This window comes from Saccharopolyspora sp. NFXS83, assembly GCF_026241095.1.
Classification (GTDB): Bacteria; Actinomycetota; Actinomycetes; order Mycobacteriales; family Pseudonocardiaceae; genus Saccharopolyspora_C.
On the sequence record NZ_JAPFGB010000008.1, the window covers coordinates 13,446 to 31,205 of the forward strand.

The 17,760-nt window shown below is 70.2% G+C and carries 14 protein-coding genes; 4 read left to right on the forward strand and 10 right to left on the reverse strand.

From position 1 onward, the window contains the following. Positions 1-165: 165 nt before the first annotated feature. Positions 166-2,283: a putative bifunctional diguanylate cyclase/phosphodiesterase gene (locus OOZ19_RS11000; RefSeq protein WP_266089972.1), complete on the reverse strand. Its 2,118-nt coding sequence runs from the start codon at positions 2,281-2,283 to the stop codon at positions 166-168. 599 nt (positions 2,284-2,882) lie between these two features. On the opposite strand from OOZ19_RS11000, the gene OOZ19_RS11005 reads away from it, so the two are divergent. After that, positions 2,883-4,235 carry an FAD-dependent oxidoreductase gene (locus OOZ19_RS11005; RefSeq protein ID WP_266089973.1) on the forward strand — a complete coding sequence of 451 codons (1,353 nt, stop codon included), beginning with the start codon at positions 2,883-2,885 and terminating at the stop codon, positions 4,233-4,235. 64 nt (positions 4,236-4,299) lie between these two features. Here the strand turns inward: OOZ19_RS11005 and OOZ19_RS11010 are convergent, their stop codons facing one another. After that, positions 4,300-5,130, reverse strand: coding sequence for a putative RNA methyltransferase (locus OOZ19_RS11010; RefSeq protein ID WP_266089974.1), 831 nt, complete (start codon positions 5,128-5,130; stop codon positions 4,300-4,302). A gap of 121 nt (positions 5,131-5,251) precedes the next feature. Here OOZ19_RS11010 and OOZ19_RS11015 point away from each other — a divergent pair, with 121 nt between their 5' ends. Beyond that, on the forward strand, positions 5,252-6,667 hold the full coding sequence (locus OOZ19_RS11015; RefSeq protein ID WP_266089975.1) for a lipase maturation factor family protein: 1,416 nt from the start codon (positions 5,252-5,254) through the stop codon (positions 6,665-6,667). Between the two features lie 3 nt (positions 6,668-6,670). Here OOZ19_RS11015 and OOZ19_RS11020 read toward each other — a convergent pair whose 3' ends face one another. The 8 genes from OOZ19_RS11020 to OOZ19_RS11055 all read right to left on the reverse strand — a co-directional run bounded on the left by OOZ19_RS11020 (position 6,671) and on the right by OOZ19_RS11055 (position 14,911). Beyond that, a complete protein-coding gene (locus OOZ19_RS11020) occupies positions 6,671-8,512 on the reverse strand; it encodes a caspase, EACC1-associated type (RefSeq protein ID WP_266089976.1) in 1,842 nt (613 codons plus the stop codon). A gap of 180 nt (positions 8,513-8,692) precedes the next feature. Continuing rightward, on the reverse strand, positions 8,693-9,925 hold the full coding sequence (locus tag OOZ19_RS11025) for an SAM-dependent methyltransferase (RefSeq protein WP_266089977.1): 1,233 nt from the start codon (positions 9,923-9,925) through the stop codon (positions 8,693-8,695). Between the two features lie 25 nt (positions 9,926-9,950). Beyond that, entirely contained in the window at positions 9,951-11,336 is a 1,386-nt protein-coding gene (locus tag OOZ19_RS11030; protein ID WP_266089978.1) for an FAD-binding oxidoreductase, read from the reverse strand. 371 nt (positions 11,337-11,707) lie between these two features. Beyond that, positions 11,708-11,992: a hypothetical protein gene (locus OOZ19_RS11035; RefSeq protein WP_266089979.1), complete on the reverse strand. Its 285-nt coding sequence runs from the start codon at positions 11,990-11,992 to the stop codon at positions 11,708-11,710. Next, a complete protein-coding gene (locus tag OOZ19_RS11040) occupies positions 11,962-12,441 on the reverse strand; it encodes a peroxidase family protein (protein ID WP_266089980.1) in 480 nt (159 codons plus the stop codon). Before OOZ19_RS11040 ends, OOZ19_RS11035 begins: the two co-directional genes overlap by 31 nt. Then, complete coding sequence (locus OOZ19_RS11045) at positions 12,431-12,973, reverse strand: peroxidase family protein (protein WP_266089981.1); 543 nt, start codon at positions 12,971-12,973, stop codon at positions 12,431-12,433. The genes OOZ19_RS11040 and OOZ19_RS11045 overlap by 11 nt, the downstream gene beginning before the upstream one ends. A 506-nt stretch (positions 12,974-13,479) precedes the next feature. Continuing rightward, positions 13,480-14,478, reverse strand: a complete 999-nt coding sequence (locus tag OOZ19_RS11050; RefSeq protein WP_266089982.1) for an adenylate/guanylate cyclase domain-containing protein — start codon at positions 14,476-14,478, stop codon at positions 13,480-13,482. Then, positions 14,459-14,911 carry a universal stress protein gene (locus OOZ19_RS11055; RefSeq protein WP_266089983.1) on the reverse strand — a complete coding sequence of 151 codons (453 nt, stop codon included), beginning with the start codon at positions 14,909-14,911 and terminating at the stop codon, positions 14,459-14,461. Before OOZ19_RS11055 ends, OOZ19_RS11050 begins: the two co-directional genes overlap by 20 nt. A 252-nt stretch (positions 14,912-15,163) precedes the next feature. Here OOZ19_RS11055 and OOZ19_RS11060 point away from each other — a divergent pair, with 252 nt between their 5' ends. Together OOZ19_RS11060 and coaA are read left to right on the forward strand one after the other, a co-directional pair. Further along, entirely contained in the window at positions 15,164-16,615 is a 1,452-nt protein-coding gene (locus OOZ19_RS11060; protein WP_266089984.1) for an amino acid permease, read from the forward strand. Positions 16,616-16,778: 163 nt separating this feature from the next. Then, positions 16,779-17,705 (forward strand): type I pantothenate kinase, encoded by a 927-nt coding sequence (gene coaA / locus OOZ19_RS11065; protein WP_266089985.1) that lies wholly within the window; start codon positions 16,779-16,781, stop codon positions 17,703-17,705. Positions 17,706-17,760 lie beyond the last annotated feature (55 nt).

Sequence of the window (17,760 nt, forward strand, 5' to 3'; positions counted from 1 at the left end):
CGATTTCTCCTCGCGAAGGACGATCGCCGAGGGGCGACCGGCGAATGTAGGCGGCTTGCACTTGCCCCCTCGATGCTATCGGCCGACCGCCACCCCATTTCCGCCCCTTCCCGGCACGGACGGGTCCACGCGCCACCCGCCCGGCCGAGCGTCCGAGGGGGCGCCTCAGCCGAGGTCGCCGTCGGCGATCATCGCTTCGATCTCCATCGCGGAGGCGAGACCGCCCACGCACGGGCCGATCACGCCCTCCACGCCGAGGTGCCGCAGCCGCTTGGCCTGCTCGATGGTGCGCACCCCGTTGCCCACGACCAACAGCCCCAGCAGCTCCGCGGAACCGACCAGGCTGGACACGAGGTGCTCGTCGAGCGGGTCCGGTCCCTCCGGGTCGGCGAAGCTGTCCAGGTAGTCGCCGGTCAGCCGCACCGCGCGCAGCGGCAGGCCGCGCAACCGGGCCACCTCCCGGTGGGCGTGGCCGAAGTCGTGCACCGCCAGCGTCAATCCCATCTCGGCGAAGATCTCCAGCGCGTCGATCGGATCGCCGCGCTGGTCGAACAGCGCGTTCTCCGGCACTCCGACGATCAGCTTGCCGGCGGGGAGCCCGGTGGAGCTCAGGATGCGGCGCATGTCGGCGACCAGTTCCGGGTCGCGCAGCTGCCGCGCGGAGAGCCCGACCGCGGCCACCGGGGCGCGATCGCCGAACCGCTCCTGCCAGTGCACCGCGTGCGCGCAGACCTGCTCCAGCATCCAGGTCCCGAGCCGGGTGATCAGGCCCGTCTCCTCCGCCAGCCCGAGGAAGTCCTCCGCGTCCAGCTCACCGAACTCCGGGTGGTCCCAGCGCAGGTGGGCCTGCACTCCGACGAGGGCGGCGTTGTCCAGCCACAGCACCGGCTCGTACTCCACGTACAGCTCGTGGTCGCGCAGCGCGCTCGGCATCGCCGAGGACAGCCGGAACCGCTCCTTCGCCTCCGCGTTGTGCGTCGGGTCGTACAGCGCCCACTGCGCCCGGCCCTCGCTCTTCGCCCGGTACAGCGTGATGTCGGCGTCCTGCAGCAACTCGTCGGGCCCGGTGTCGGCCACCGCGGTCTCCACGACGCCGACGCTGGCCGACGCCGTGAGCTGATGGCCTCGGACCGACACGGGGCGGGTGACCTCGGTGAGCATGTGCTCGACGATCTCGACGAGCCTGGCCGCGCCCTGCGAGTCGGGGACGAGCACCACGAACTCGTCGCCGCCCATCCGCGCCGCCAGCCCGGATTCCATCGTGGCCAGCGCGTTGAGCCGCTGCGCCATCGCCCGCAGCAGCTCGTCGCCGACGGGGTGGCCGAGGCTGTCGTTGATGGCCTTGAACCCGTCGAGGTCGAAGTAGCACAACCCGACGCGGCGGCCCGGGTACGCGGGTTCCAGCGCCTCGTCCATGGTGGTCTTGAGCAGCGTCCGGTTCGCCAGGCCCGTCAGCGGATCGTGGGTGGCCTGCCTGCGGAACTGCTCCTGGAGCATGTGCCGGTCGGTGATGTCCTCGTAGAGCAGCACCTGGTAGTCGGGCCGCTCCTGCGAGTCGCGCACCAGGGACGCCGACACCTGCGTCCAGATGTGCGCGCCGTCCTCACCGCTGAGCCGCGTCTCGGACTGGAACCGGTCGACCTCGCCGACCGACAGCGCCTCGACGTTCTCCACCAGGTCGTCGACCCAGTCCACGTCGGCGAGGTCGAAGACGCTGCGCCCCACGAGGTCCTGACACACCGGCTCGAAGATGCCCTCCATCGGGGCGTTGACCTCTTCGATGGTGCCGTCGAGCGTGACGATGGCGATGCCCAGCGCGGACGAGGTGAACACCGCGCGGAACGACGCCTCGCTCGCGCGCAGCGCTTCCTCGGCGGCGTCCCTGGCCTGCAGCACGGCGCGCTTGATGACCTCTTGCTCGTCGAGGGTCTGCTCGCGCAGCTGCCCGGCGTAGCCGGCGGCGACCGAGCCGAGCACCACGACCGAAGCCTCGTGCTCGGTCTCGGCGGCCCGCAGCTCGGGCAGTTCCGCCCCGAGCATCCACAACGTCCGGTCGAGGGCGGCGGGACTGGTGAAGTGGATGCGCACCAGGCGCTCGCCGAGTTCGGCGGCGGCGTCGGCGAGCCGGTCGGCATCGTCGAACGCGTCGAGGATCGCATCGAGGTGGCCGCGCAGGAAGGACTCGATGTCGGCGCGGGCCATCGGGACGTAGCTGGTGCGGATGATCTCGCGGGTCCAGCGGCGGACGAAGTCCGCGCGCTCGGGTCGGTCGCCGTCGGTCATGACCCGGCACCGCCGGAACCGACCGTCCACGTCATCGCGCGGTTCGCGAGGATTCCGGAAGCACCGTCCCGCATTCGGCATATTCCCGCCGGGCCCGTCGAATGCCGCGCGCCGCGAACCGGGACTCCCGGGACGCGGCGCGATACCCCCTCGACCTCCGGCTCCACCCGCGCCGCACGACGCCCGGCGGCGGCGGGTTCTTCGAGGTCCACACCATCAGGCAGCCGTTCCGGCCGCTGGTGCATCGTTGCCTCCTGAGTGCCGGCGTCCACGGTGGCCTGACCGACTAAAGTCGGTACTCTACAAGATCTTTTTCGGGTAGGGCATCAACGCTGCCCGTGATCGTACTGTGACGGTCCGCGTCCGGTCATCAATCGAAAAACCGATCCCCTACCCGCCCGAGCGAACCGCGCTATGAGGCTTCTCACCGTCCGCATTTCGGGATTTGCGGTAAGGGCAACCTAAGCTAGGGGGATCGGATCGCACCGCGCGCGCCGGGGACCCGCTCAGGACTCCCCGGGAACCCGCCGCGGCGCGCCCCACCGGGCCCGGGGGCCGATTCCCCGGTGCCACCCGTGAAGTCGAGCAGGAGGACACGCATGACCCGCCCACTGCGAGTGGCGATCGTCGGGGCCGGCCCCGCCGGCGTGTACGCCGCGGACATCCTGACGAAATCCGAGACCCCAGTGGACATCGACCTGCTCGACCGGATGCCCGCTCCGTACGGGCTCATCCGCTACGGGGTCGCACCCGACCACCCCCGGATCAAAGGCATCGTCAACGCGTTGCGGCGGATCATGGAGAAGCCGGAGATCCGGTTCCTCGGTGGCGTCAACTACGGCGAGGACATCAAGCTCGACCAGCTGCAGCACCACTACGACGCGGTGATCTTCTCCACCGGCGCCGACAAGGACCGGGCGCTGGACATCCCCGGCATCGACCTCGCGCAGAGCCACGGCGCCGCGGACTTCGTGTACTGGTACGACGGCTACCCCGAGGCGGCCCGCGACTGGACGCTGGACGCCAAGGAAGTCGCCGTGATCGGCGCGGGCAACGTGGCACTGGACGTGGCGCGGGTGCTCGCGAAGCAGGCCGACGACCTGCTGAGCACCGAGATCCCGGACAACGTCTACCAGGGCCTGAAGAACTCGCAGGTCACCGACGTGCACCTGTTCGCCCGCCGCGGTCCCGCGCAGGCCAAGTTCACGCCGCTGGAGCTGCGCGAGCTCGACCACCAGCCGGGCGTGGAGCTCATCGTGCACCCGGAGGGCTTCGAGCTCGACGAGGCCAGCGAAGAGGCCATCCGCGGCAGCAACCAGGTCAAGACCATCGTCAAGACCTTCCAGGATTGGGCGCTGCGGGACCCGAAGAACGACACCCCGCGCCGGCTGCACTTCCACTTCCTGCGCGGCCCCGTCGAGGTCCTCGGCACCGACCGCGTCGAGGGACTGCGCACCGAGGTCATGGAACTCACCGGCGACGGCAACGTGCGCGGCACCGGCGAGTTCGAGACCACCCCCGCGCAGGCCGTGTACCGCGCGGTCGGCTACCTGAGCTCCCCCGTGCCGGACATCCCGTTCGACCACGGCACGGGCACCGTCCCGAACGAGGGCGGCCGGGTGCTCGACCTCGACGGCGACCACATCAGCGGCGTCTACACGACGGGCTGGATCAAGCGCGGCCCCGTCGGCCTCATCGGCCACACCAAGGGCGACGCGCTGGAGACCATCAACAACCTGCTGTCCGACCTGGACTCGATGCCCTCCGCCGAGGAGCCCGACCGCGACAGCGTGCTGCGGCTGCTGGAGGACAACGGCGTCCGCTACACCACCTGGGACGGCTGGAACCTGCTCGACGCGCACGAGCAGGCCCTCGGCGAGGCCCAGGGACGCGAACGCATCAAGGTCGTCGAACGCGACGAGATGATCGAGATCTCCCGCAAGGACGGCTGAGCCCCGCGCTCCCGAACGGCCCGCCGGTGCCCCGGCGGGCCGTTCTTCGCGTTTCAGGGGCGCGTCAACGGCGGCGGTGGACCGAAACGGTGACCGACGCCGTGATCGGGAAGGCGTCGGGCAGCGCCGCGATGCGTTCCGGGAGGGCGTCGGCCGAGTGCCAGGCGTTCGGGCCCATGCCGACGATCGTGGCGATCTCCGCGCGGTCCAAGCGCAGCGGGAACTCGCGGACCGATGACGCCACCGGCTCGAAGTGGCCCGCGAGCTGGTCGGCGAGGCGCTGGGGTTTGCGCTCGTCGACGCTGAGCAGGTCCAGCGCGGACACCAGTTCGGCCAGGTGCCCGGCGTTCGGGGTGATCACCACCAGGTGCCCGCCCGGTCGCAGCGCGCGATGCGTCTCGGCGGGGTTTCGCGGGGCGAACACGTTCAGCACCGAGCCGATCGCCGCGTCGCGCACCGGCAGCGCCTGCCAGGCGTCGGCGAGCACCGCCGACGCGCGCGGGTGCGCCTTGGCCGCGCGGCGGGAGGCGTACTTGGAGACGTCCAGCGCGAGGCCCACCTCGCCCGGCAACCGCTCCAGCACGTGCGCCAGGTACTGCCCGGTGCCCGCGCCGAGGTCCAGCAGCGGCCCGCCGGGGTGCACGTCGGCGGTGTGCTCGGCGAGCGCGTCGGCGATCGGGGCGTAGTGCCCGGCGGTCAGGAAGTCCGCGCGGGCGGCGACCATCGCGGCGGTGTCGCCCGGACCGGGTGCGCCGCGCCCGCCCAGCAGGCTCGCGTAGCCCTGCTTCGCCAGGTCGAACGCGTGGTTCGCGGGGCAGCGCAAGGTGCGATCGGCCGGTTCCAGCCCACCACCGCAGTGCGGGCACGCCAGCAGCCGCGCGACTTCGTCCAACACTCGTTCCCGCCTCCCGCGCCGAAGTCTAGGCGGCACCGCCGGTGCGCTGAGCAGCGCCGTGGCGGGCGCGTGCCGCCGCCGCCCGGTGGGCACACTGCGAGTGCGGGGAAGGAGGCGAGCGATGGGCTCCTGGTTCTGGGCGCCGGAGTACCGGCAGGCACGGGCGGTCTGCGCGCACCTGGTCGCCGCCATCTACCTGCTCGGCTTCGTCAACGCCGTGCGCCAGTTCCGCCCGCTGGCCGGGGAGCACGGGCTCACCCCGGCGCCCCGGTTCCTGCGGGCGGTGGGTTTCCGCCGCAGCCCCAGCCTGTTCCACCTGCGCTACTCGGACCGCTCGCTCGGCGCGGTGGCGTGGACGGGCGTGCTGCTGAGCTCCGCCGCGCTGCTCGGCGTGGTGAGCGCGCTACCGCTGTGGGCGTGGACGCTGGTGTGGCTGGTGATGTGGGTGCTGTACCTGTCGATCGTCAACATCGGCCAGATCTGGTACGGCTTCGGCTGGGAGTCGCTGCTGCTGGAGGCCGGGTTCCTGGTGGTGTTCCTGGGCCCCGCGCACACCACTCCCCCGGCGCCGGTGCTGTGGCTGCTCTGCTGGCTGCTGTTCCGCGTGGAGTTCGGCGCCGGGCTGATCAAGCTGCGCGGCGACTCCTGCTGGCGAGATCTGACGGCGCTGCACCACCACCACGAGACGCAGCCGATGCCCGGCCCGCTCAGCCGCTTCTTCCACCGGTTGCCGGGTCCGCTGCACAAGGCCGAAGTGCTGGCGAACCACGGGACGCAGCTGGTGGTGCCGTTCGCGCTGTTCGCGCCGCAGCCGGTGGCGAACGTGGCGGCCGTGCTCATCGCGATCACCCAGTGCTGGCTGCTGCTCAGCGGCAACTTCGCGTGGCTGAACCTGATCACGATCGCGCTGGCCTTCTCAGCGATGGACGACCGGCTGCTGCGGTTCACCGTCCCCGAGACGCGGGATTCGCCGCTGTGGCACCAGGCCCTGGTGCTGGCGGTGACGGCGGGGATGGTGCTGATCGCCCACCACCCGGTGCGCAACATGCTCGGCAAGCACCAGGTGATGAACCGCAGCTTCAACGCGCTGCACCTCGGCGGCACCTACGGCGCGTTCGGCACCGTCACCCGCACCCGCTACGAAGTCGTCATCGAGGGAACTTCCGACCGCAGCGGGGAATCCGGCTGGCGAGAGTACGAATTCCCCGGCAAACCAGGAGATCCGAAGCGCAGACCGCCGCAGGTCGCGCCGTACCACCACCGGCTGGGCTGGCTGCTGTGGTTCGTCGCCATCGCCCCGAACTACGGCCGCTCATGGCTGCCCGCACTCCTGCGCGCACTGCTGCGCGGTGATCACCGGATCGGACGACTGCTGCGCCACGACCCCTTCCCCGACGAACCGCCCGCCCGAGTCCGCGTCCGGCTCTACCGCTACCGCTTCGCGGATCGGGACCAGCACCGGTCCGGGGCTTGGTGGATCCGCGAACCGGCCGGGGAACTGATCCCCGCGACGTCGGTGGCCGACCTGCCCGGCTGAGGGTCAGTCCTGAACGTCGACGCCGTTGATGACGACGGCGTCCGGGACGCCGGTGGTCAATTCGGCGATCTCGCGGCGCTTGCTCTCGAAGGTCTTCATCCCGTTCAGGGAGAGCGTGCCCAACACCGTGCTGGCAGAGGTCGGCTGACCGTTGGCGAAACGCAACGTCACGCTCGGGTACGAGGACTCCGGCATCGTCAGGTAGCCGCGGAGGTGGCGCGGCAGGGAGAAGGTCTCATCGGTCCAGCCGTCGCCCGATGCGTCGCCTCGCGGGCGGCACGACAAGACCACGGCGTGCAGGTTGTTCCCGCAGCTGCTGCCGTTGTAGAAGCCTTGTTCTGCCAGGTGGACGAACTCGTTGACCGCGCACGGCGCCAGCGACCGGTCCAGGAGCACCTGGATGGCGCCCGTGTTGGTGCTGATGGTGGCCCGCACGAGGCCTTTCGCGGGAACCTGACCGCTGTCCGGGGCCGTCACCGTCCCGGTCGGCGTATCCCGATTCCCCCGGTACTCGCACGTGACCTTGTCGGGCAGCGGCTCCGGTCGCTTCGGAAGGGGCGCGAACGCCTCAAGAGCCGGCGCTTCCCCGGTCGTCGGCTCCGGTGGAGCGACATCGCCGCCGCCGGGCAAGTGCGAGATCACGAAGTAGGCGGCGAACGCAATCACACCGAGGCCGACCACCCGCCGCGCTCTGCGCCCCCGCTTTCGCGGTGGATTTCCGGCAACTCGGGCAGGTCCTCCCGGGTGGGAGCCGGAAGCGGCCGGGTGCGCGGGCCCTCCGATGGGCGGCCGGGCCTCGTGCCTCCGGGAAGTCCGTTCCGGTGCGGGGTCTTCGACGGCGATGTCGCTGCGCACGACGGTCTTCACGGTCGGCGACGCGCCGCTACCGACGCGTTCCAGCGCTGCTCGCGCAGCGGTCGCGACGAAGCCGACGTCGTCCGCGGCGAGCCCCCGCAGCGCCGTGCGGGCGGCTCCCGACGAGCCGGTGCCGTCCGCTCTCAGCAGCTCGGACAGCTCGCCCACGACCGCCAGCCGCACCGCCGGGAGCGTGCTGCGCAGGGCTTGGGCGAACTCCGGCGGGAGGTCGGTCGCCGCCGCGCTCGCGGCCACGATCAAGCGCCCCTGGAACTGGCTGTCCAGGCCCGGAGTCTGGGGTTTGCCCGCGGCTTCGACGTGTTCGTAGATGAAGTCGTAGAGCTCGTCCACGTCGATCAGGCCGTCGCCGTTGCGGTCCGCGCCACCGGTGCGCAGACCTTCGACCAGAGCTCCGGTGAACACCGACGGCCTGGCGGTCCCCAGGACCGTCGGGTCGGTCACGCCCGACTCGAACGAGTACTCCAGCGCCGACGAGGACGTCATGACCGCGCTGCCGCGCCCGCCCAGCTGCGAGAGGACGCCGACGCTCTCCCCCGCGCGATGAGTGGATCCGGGCGGGAACGCGCCCGCGAAGCAGCAGTCCAGGACGACCACCACCCGTCGGGACCTGGTGTTGTCCATCTGGTTGCGGACGAACTGGGCGCTGACCGCGGTCGCGTTGAGCCGGTCGTGGCGCGAGTTGGTCATCGCCAAGTGCAGCTGACCGAAGTCGTCCCTGATCCCGTGCCCGGAGACGTACAGCAGCACCAGGTCGTCCAGCCAGGCCGCCGCGAACAAGTCCTCGATCGCCAGGTTCGCCTCGTGCGCGGGCGGATCGTGCAGCGCCTCGACCTCGTAGCCGCCGACGGCCGGGTCGGCGAGCACCTCGGCAAGCGCCTCGGCGTCGGCACGCGGCGCCCGCAACTGCCGGAAGGTGGCGTCGGAATAGCCGTCGGTGGCGATGAGCAGCGCCCGGCCCTTCCCGGTCATGTCACCACCCCGCATTCAGTTCGCGTCAACGAGAGCCGCGATAGAGAGTAGCGAACTCGTCACGATGAGTGTCGATCTCGGGGTTCCGCACGGGCCGCGGCAAGAGCCGCTCCCGGCCGGGGCCGAAGTGCCGCGAGGTCGTCGGGCGCGCAGCACGACGACCTCGCGGCACGTGCGGTCTCACCAGGACGGGCGCAGCGGCATCCCCGAGCGGCCCTCGTCCAGGCGCACCCCGAGCATCTGGTGCAGCTGGATGTTGTTGAGCTCGAAGCCCAGCCGCGACCCCGCCATGTAGAGCCGCCAGATCCGCGCCCGCGCCGGGCCGACCTCGTCCACCGCCTCGTCCCAGTGCGCCTCCAGGTTCGCGCACCAGTCCCGGAGGGTCAGGGCGTAGTGCTCGCGCAGGTCCTCGGTGTGGCGGACCTCGAAACCGTTGTCGTGCATCGCCGACATCAGCGTCCCCGGCCCCTCCAGCTCGCCGTCGGGGAACACGTAGCGGCCGATGAACTTGCCGGGTTTGGAACCGCGAGTGCCGTCGGGCCGGGTGATGGAGTGGTTCAGCAACCGGCCGCCGGGGCGCAGCTTCTCGCGCAGCGACGAGAAGTACGCGGGCAGCTGTCCGAGTCCGATGTGCTCGGTCATGCCGATGGAGCTGATCGCGTCGAAGTCCGACTCCGGCACGTCCCGGTAGTCCAGGTGCCGCACCTCGGCCAGGTCGGCGAGGCCGCGGTCCACGATGGCCTTCTGCGCCCACTGCGCCTGCTGCAGCGACAGGGTCACGCCCAGCGCGCGCACTCCGTAGTGCTCCGCGGCGTGCATCACCATGCCGCCCCAGCCGCAGCCGACGTCGAGCAGCCGCATGCCTTCGCCGAGACCGAGCTTGCGCGCCACCAGGTCGTGCTTGGTGTACTGCGCCTCCTCCAGGCTGGAGCCCGCCTCCGGGTACACGGCGCAGGTGTAGGCCATCGACGGGCCCAGCACCCACTCGTAGAACCGGTTCGACACGTCGTAGTGGTACGAGACGGACTTGCTGTCGCGCAGCTTCGAATGCCGCAAGCCGCCGCGCGGCCGGTACTCCTCCGGCGGCGGGCCCACCGGCCACCACAGCCGTTGCGCGGCGAGCCGGGCGAGCAGGTCGATCTTCGTGCGGGTCGGCACCTCGCCGATCGCGATGTCCGGGAAGCGGGACAGCGCCTCGTGCATGTCGCCGTGCACTTCCAGCGCCCCGGTGACGTAGGCCCGGACCAGGCCGAGCTCGTCCGGGGAGGCCGCCAGGTGCGACAGCGCCAGCGGAGACCGCAGCTCCAGCACGATGTCCGCTCCGGCCCGTCCCGCGCGGCTGCCGTCGTAGGCGCGGAACTCGACGTCGAGCCCGTCCCCCAGGATGCGCGGGAACACCTCTGCCCAACCCATGTTCGGTTCTCCTCCCTACCGACCCCTACCGCTTGCCGACGCACTTCTCGTACAGACCGGGAAGCCGGTCGCCGGGGTCGTATCGCTGCTTCAGCTTGTCGTAGGCGGGGCGGTTGTAGAGCCGCCAGAACTCCTCCGGCTCGTAGAACGAGTCGGAGTACAGCGACTTGTGCCCGTCCAGTTCGCCGACGACGTCTTCGATGGCGCGGTTGTACTCGCCCGGCGCGTCCCCGGGCCTGGTGTCGACCGCGGACCAGAAGCCCACGTTGACGTAGAGCGTGTCCGGGTCCATCGGGTAGAGCGACCAGCCCTGCGGGTCGCGCAGCCGCACCGGGCACAGCCAGATCGGTTCGATGCCGATCTCGCGGTGGAAGAACTCCAGGAACTCCGGCAGCCGCCGCACCGGGATCTCGACGTCCTGGATCACCGGTTCGCTGCCCGCCGCTCCCCTGCGGCGGGCGAGGCGGTCCGAGAGCCCGACCTTGCGGTCCCAGGCCACGATGCGGCGGTAGACGTCGGAACGCCGGTACTTGCGCGGCCACACCGCGCGGACCGCGGGGTTCTGGACGCCGAACGCGCGGGAGCACCAGAACCAGTCGGTGTCCCAGCGCCACAGGTAGTCGTGGGTGCGCAGGTGATCGGTCTGGCGCTCGCGCAGCGAGCGGTAGTAGATCCGCTGTCCGGTGTAGTCGCTGGTCTCGGGCGCCTCGGCGACGTAGGTGCCGACGGTGAGGTACTGCTCGTCCGCGGCGAACACCGTGCCGTCGATGAAGTCCACGCGGTGGCCTTCGAAGGCGCGGTCCCGGCAGATCTCCTCGATGGCCGCGGCGCACTCCTCGGCGGTGGAGAACCGGACGTGGCGCAGCCGCACGTAGGGCTCGGTGCGTTCGACCTCGACTTCGAGGCGCAGCGCGTAGCCGAGGGTGCCGTAGGAGTTCGGGAAGCCGCGGAACAGGTCGGCGTGCTCGTTGTCCGGCCGGGCCAGCACGACCTCGCCGGAGCCGGTGAGGATCTCCATCTCGCGCACCGATTCGTGCGGCAGACCGCTGCGGAACGAGCCGGCCTCGATGCCGAGCCCGGCGACGGCGCCGCCGAGGGTGATCGTCTTGAGCTGCGGGATGACCAGCGGCATGTGCCCGGTGGGCAGGTGCGCGTCGACGACGGTCTCGTAGGTGGCCATGCCCTGCACCTGCGCGGTGCGGGTGCCCGGGTCCACTGAGAGCACCCGGTTGAGCCTGCCGACGTCGAGACCGGTGGTGGCGGAGTCGCGGAACCGGAACAGGTTGGAGGTGGGCTTGGCCAGCCGCACCTGCTGTCCGGGCGGGATTTTCGCGTATTCGTCGACCAGGGCGGCGACCTCGTCGGAGTGGTCGGCTGGCACTGCTCCCGAGATTCCCGGATCGACTCCCATGCGTCCGACCATATGGCGCCGACGGGGTCGCGGCATCCCACTTCCGGGAGCTCGCGGCGCTGCAACCGCCCGAACGGCCGGTCAAACCACCCAAAACACGAGCGGCTCACCCACGCCCCGCACAACGGCAACAAGTTGCGTCACGCAACTGATTTCGCAGGTCATCCGCCCCGGCGATCACCGGCCGGAACGGCCTCGCCAAGGCCTTGCGCGAGCCGCGGACCAGCCCGGTTGCTCCGTTCGAGCGATATTGATCACAACGGCCGCCGGGGCCGCCCGATCGGCCCAGCCCGTAAGCACCCGGCCACGCAGCGTCGATGCCGGCGGAGCCGTGGGCGGGCCCCGAACGCCCGCCCACGAACCGCCGGTCGTCACCGCTTCGGGACGACACCCGAGCAGGTCAGGAAGTCGGTGATGCCGAACTCCTGGCCGACGCCACCGACGGTCGGCTCCCACCTCGGGAACACCGACAGGTAGGACGCCGGGTCGGACTGCAGCATCCCGATCAGCGTCTCGGCGACGATCCGCCCGCCGACCGGGCCCAGCCGCCTGCCCGCGTGCAGGACCTCGGCCTCCTTGAGCACGCAGAGGTAGATCGGCCCCTCGCTGTCCAACTCCTCGTCGGTCAGCGGGATCTCGCCGATCTTGCGCGCCACGTCCTGCCCCGACGGCAGCTGCTGGGTCTCGCTGCGCAGCAGGTTGCGCACCACCAGCGAGCCGAGCTGCGAGGCAGCGCACCCTCCACCGCGCCCGGCACCGCCCGCCCCGGCAGGTCCAGCGACCTGCGGTTGAGCTTCGCCTCCAGGCGCTTCGCCCGCGCCGCCTTGATCTCCGGGTCCAGCTGGAAGAAGTACCGCCAGTCCACGGCGTGCTCCGGCCGCACCGGACCGCCCCGCAGGTCCGTGCGCGGCTCCTCCGCGGCCTCCGGGTCGAGCGGGAACAGGTCCGCGACGAAGTGCTCGTTGACCCGGTACCGCGAGCGGATCGTGGAGTGGCCGAACCGGTAGGCCGCGACCGCGAACTCCACGGGGATGAACGGCCGTTGCACGTCGTAGAAGCGCAGGCCGTTCTCGTCGATGTCCTCGATCAGCTGCTCACCGACCACCAGCGGCAGGAACTCGTGGTGCAGGATCCACTGGTAGTGCCAGCGGGTGATCTGCTGGCAGATCGCCGTAGTAGTCGCCCAGGTCGAGCAGGTCCTCCAGCCGCGCGCCCGCCACGTCGTCCGGCGGCGGCGCCGGCTGGGCCGGGAAGCCGGTGCCGAACACGTCGGTGATCTGGCCGGAGCGCAGATCATCCACGACGCGGTCGTGGAACTTGATGAACGCCAAGTGCATTTGCGCCAGGAGCAGGCTCTCGTCGCTGCGCGGATCACCGATCAGCGCGATGTCCTCCTTGGTCCGGGCGAAATCATGGCCACCGGGATCCGAGGCGAGTTTCGTACCGCTGGATTCGGGATCGTAGAGATATTCGTTGACCACCGGACCACCGCCGTAGCGGGTGTCCAGGTCAAGCCGCGGCGGCCGGAAACCGCGCAGCGCGTTCGGGTCGACCTCCTGCCCGAGCATGCTCGTCGGGTCGAAGGTGACGTTGTGGTCCACGAACTGGCCGAAATAGGCGAACTCCGAGTCGAGCACGGTGCTCTGCTGCTCGTCGAGGGTCTCCCCGCCGTCGACCTTCCCACCGGGCCAGGCCGAATTCCTCGGCCATCGGCAATCCGGTGGGTTCTCGCGGCGGAACCGTCGGGAACAGCGGGCCGAAACGCCCGCCCGCCGATTCGTTCCCGGGTGCCACGTACTGACCGCGTCCCCGCTGACCGTGTGATGCCGTGAGCCGAACCCCCGTTGCGTGAATGCGCCCCCGGCTCCGGGCACGGCTCGCCCAGGACATTCGCGCACGATTCGACGGAACCGATCACGAGAAACCGGCCGGAATCGGTCGGTGCGATCAGCAGAAGCGCCGTCGAGCGGGGTGGACGATTCCTCCCCAGATGTCCGCCGGTGCCGGTGACCCCGTTTCCCCCACGGGTTCGGCGAGATCGTCGACCTCGCCGAACCCGAAGCTAGAGGTGCCGCGAGAACGTCGGCAACCGAACCCGCTCGGGACCGCTCGAACAGAGCAGCCACTCCGGCACTGACTCCGCTCAGCGAGCGCGACGCAAGGCGTAGGCGCGCAATCCGCGGAAGCTCTGCACCTTCGTAGGTCCGATCGAGGTCAAGGAATAAGCGGGGTGTGAGCGCAGCGAGGTGGCGAGCTCCCGATCCACCAAGGCCGACGCCGGCCGCGCCACCGAGGTGAGCCTGCTGGCGATGTTCACCGTCGAGCCGTACACGTCGCCGAACCTCGCCAGCACCGACCCCTGCGCCAGGCCGATCCGCAGCGGCGGCAGCTTGCCCGCGCCGGTGATCCGCTCGTTGAGCGTCAACGCGATCTCCGCCGCGTCGGCCGCCGCATCCGTCACGAACAGGACCTCGTCGCCGACCGTCTTCACGATGCGCCCGCGGTTCTCCGCGACGACGCTGGTCGCCGACTCCTCGAACTCGTCGATCAGACCGGCCAGCTCGACCTCGCTGAAGTCGCGGATCAAGCGCGTGTACCCCACCAGGTCGGCGAAGCCGATCACCTGCACGTGCTCGTCGGCGGCACCGCCGCGCTCGGCGAGCTCCCGGGACGCCGTCGCCGCGAGGTGCCGGCGCCACACGTAGCCCTGCAACTCCTCCATCACCGGGGTGATCGCCTCGGCGAACTGCGCGGTGACGTCCAAGTCCTGGGCGAACCGGTCGCCGAGCACCGCCCGGAAGATCCCGACCTGCCACTCGGCGAGCCGCGACATCGTCTGCGCGAGAGTCCGCGCGACCGCGGTCTCCACCTCGCTGGTGATCACCTCGGCGGAGACCAGCTGCACGAGCGTCCGCACCGCCCGCACGTCCGCGTCGGTGAACAGCACCTCGTCGTCATCGACGTGGGCGAAGCCCATCGCCTGCCAGAGCCGTTCCGCGCGTGCGAGATCGATCTCCGCCTTCGCCGCCACCTCCGCCTTCGTGTAGCGGAACTCGCCGCCTAGCAGCGCCTTCTCCACCTCGGGGCCGAGCGGGTGCACCGCAGGGCCGCGAGGCGCGTCCTCATCGTGAGGTCCGGACAACGAGCACATCGCAATCCGCCCGGCGGGAGACCTCGGAAGGCACCGACCCGAGCAATCGGCCTTTGAGCGTGTTCAGGCCCCTGCTACCCACGACCAGCAGATCCGCGTCGGCCTTCTCGGCCGCCTCGACCAGCGACGTCACCGGAGCGCCCACCAGCGCCACGGTCTCCACTTCGGGAGCACCGGCCTGCCTGGCGTGGTCCGCCGCCTCCAGCAGCGTCTGCTCCGCGGGCGCTGAGCCGATCACCTGGAATGCCTCGCCACCCAGCTCGTCCTGGGCGTGCTCGACCTCCCGGTCGCTGCTCGGGTAGTAGGCGCACACGATGACCAGTTTGGCCGACGTGTCCGCCGCGACCGCCGCCGCCTTCGACACGGCCCGCAGCGAAGGGGGCGACCCGTCGGTTCCGACAACGACACTGCGGTAGCTCGACATCTGCAGATCACCCTCCGTTGCGTGACGCACGCATCCGCGCGGACGTGAACACTAACGACCGTCCGGCCTACTCGTCACGCAATTCGGACGAGGACTGCGGAAGGTTCAAGTCGCATCCCGAATCGTGATCTCGATCGATCATCGTGCGGGTCGACAATGGACGACCGGAAACATCGTCGTGCCCCACAAACCTGCGGGGTTGATCAAGAGCGTACGTTTCGCCGCAACCTACGGCCCCGCTAGGAGGACGCGATGGCAGTACCTGGGCTCAGCCCTGGAAGAGGAATGCTGCGGCGCAAGCCCATCGACTCGATCACCACGGACGACGGCGAATCGGGCACCGGGCTGCAACGCACGCTGGGCCTGTGGCAGCTCACGGCCATCGGCGTCGGCGGCATCATCGGGGCGGGGGTCTTCTCGCTGGCGGGGGCCGTCGCACACGGCAAAGCCGGTCCCGCGGTGCTGATCTCATTCCTGATCGCCGGCATCGCCAGTGCCGCGGCGGCGTTCTCCTACGCGGAATTCGCCGGAATGATCCCGAAAGCCGGATCCGCCTACACCTACGGCTACGCGGTGCTCGGCGAGATCGTCGGCTGGTTGATCGGCTGGGACCTGCTGTTGGAGTACACCGCCATCGCGTCCGTCGTCGCGATCGGCATCTCCGGCTACTTCAACGAACTGCTCGGATTCCTGCACATCGACCTGCCGCTGTGGATGGTCGGCGCCCCCGGCACCGAAGGCGGCGACGCTCCACCCGGCAGCTACAAGGTCAACCTGTTCGCGATGCTGCTGTGCCTGCTGATCGCGTTCGTGCTCAACCAGGGGATGAAGAGCGCGGCCAAGTTCGAGACCGCGCTGGTCTACCTCAAGGTCGGCGTCGTGCTGCTCGTGGTGATCGTCGGCGCGTTCCACATCAACGCGGGCAACTACACGCCGTTCTTCCCGTTCGGCATCGGAGGCGCCGTCACGGGCGCGGCCACCGTGTTCTTCGCGGTCTTCGGCTACGACGCGATGAGCACCGCCGCCGAGGAGTCCAAGGACTCCCAGAAGCACATGCCCAAGGCGATCCTGTACTCGCTGATCATCTCGATGGTGCTGTACGTGCTGGCCTGCCTGGTGCTCACCGGCATGATCCCGTACCAACAGATCAGCGAGGAGAGCGCGTTCGCCACCGCCTTCGCCGACGTCGGCCTGCCCGTGGTGGGTGCGATCATCGCCGTGGGCGCGATCCTGGGCATCCTGACCGTGCTGTTCACCTTCATGCTCGGCGCCACCCGCGTCGGCTTCGCCATGTCCCGCGACGGGCTGCTGCCGAAGTGGTTCTCCCGGACCCACCCGGTGCGCAAGGTGCCGTCCCGGTTCACCTGGCTGATCGGCATCGTCTCCGCCGTGTTCGCCGGGCTGCTGCCCATCGAGGAGGCCGCCGAGCTGACCAACATCGGCATCCTGCTGGCGTTCGTCGTGGTCTGCGCCGCGGTGATCGTGCTGCGCTACAAGCGGCCCGACCTTCCGCGCGGCTTCCGCACGCCGGGCATGCCGGTCGTGCCGCTGGTCGGCATCGTGTTCTCGCTGTGGCTGGTGACCTTCCTGGCGCCGGAGACCTGGCTGCGGTTCGGCCTCTGGTTCGTGATCGGCCTGATCGTGTACGCGGCGTACGGCTACCGCCACTCCCGGATGAACCAGCGGTCCGACGACGCGTCATGAGTCGACGATCACCTGATCAGTGCCGGTGACGGTGCACTGCGTCACAGCGTGCGCGGGTACCCGAGATCTAGGGTTGCCGGTGCCGCCGGGTCGGGCGGCACCGGTGCGGACCGGCCGAGAGCGCTCTGGCCGGGCCGGTCCTCAACGTCGAGGGGTGTGCGCTGTGACGCGTGTCCGCGAACTGAGCCCGTACGTCGAATTGCACCGCAAGCAGTGGCGAGAGCTCAGCGACTCGCTCCCGCTTCCCCTGTCGCATTCCGAGCTCGCGGCGCTGCGCGGTCTCGGCGAACCCGTCGACCTCGACGAGGTCGCCGACGTGTACCTGCCGCTGTCGCGGCTGATCAACCTCCAGGTGGCGGCGCGGCAGCGGCTGCACGACAGCACCACCACGTTCCTCGGGGAGACGGCGCCGAAGGTGCCGTTCGTGATCGGCCTCGCCGGCAGCGTCGCCGTCGGCAAGTCGACCACCGCGCGCATCCTGCGCACGCTGCTGGCCCGCTGGCCGGACCACCCGCAGGTCGACCTGGTCACCACCGACGGGTTCCTGCACTCCAAGGCCGAACTGGTGCGGCGCGGCATCATGCACCGCAAGGGCTTCCCGGAGAGCTACGACCGGCGGGCGCTGCTGCGGTTCGTCACCGCGGTCAAGTCCGGCGCCGAAGCCGTGAGCGCTCCCGTGTACTCGCACCTGGCCTACGACATCCTGCCCGGCGAGGAGCAGGTGGTGCGGCAGCCGGACATCCTCATCGTCGAGGGCCTCAACGTGCTCCAGCCCGGCCCGAGCCTCGCCGTGTCGGACCTGTTCGACTTCTCGATCTACGTGGACGCCCACACCGACCACATCGAACGCTGGTACACCGATCGGTTCCTGGCGCTGCGCGGCACCGCCTTCGCCGACCCCGATTCGCACTTCCACCACTTCGCCGACCTCTCCGACGAGGACGCCCGCACCGAGGCCAGCCACCTGTGGCACACCATCAACCGGCCGAACCTGGTGGACAACATCCTGCCGACCCGCCCCCGTGCCACGCTGGTCCTGCGCAAGGACTCCGACCACACCATCAACCGCGTCCGGCTCCGCAAGCTCTGAGTGGTTCCGCGCGACGAGCGCCAGCAGCGGAACCTCAGCGCCCGTCTGCGATCTT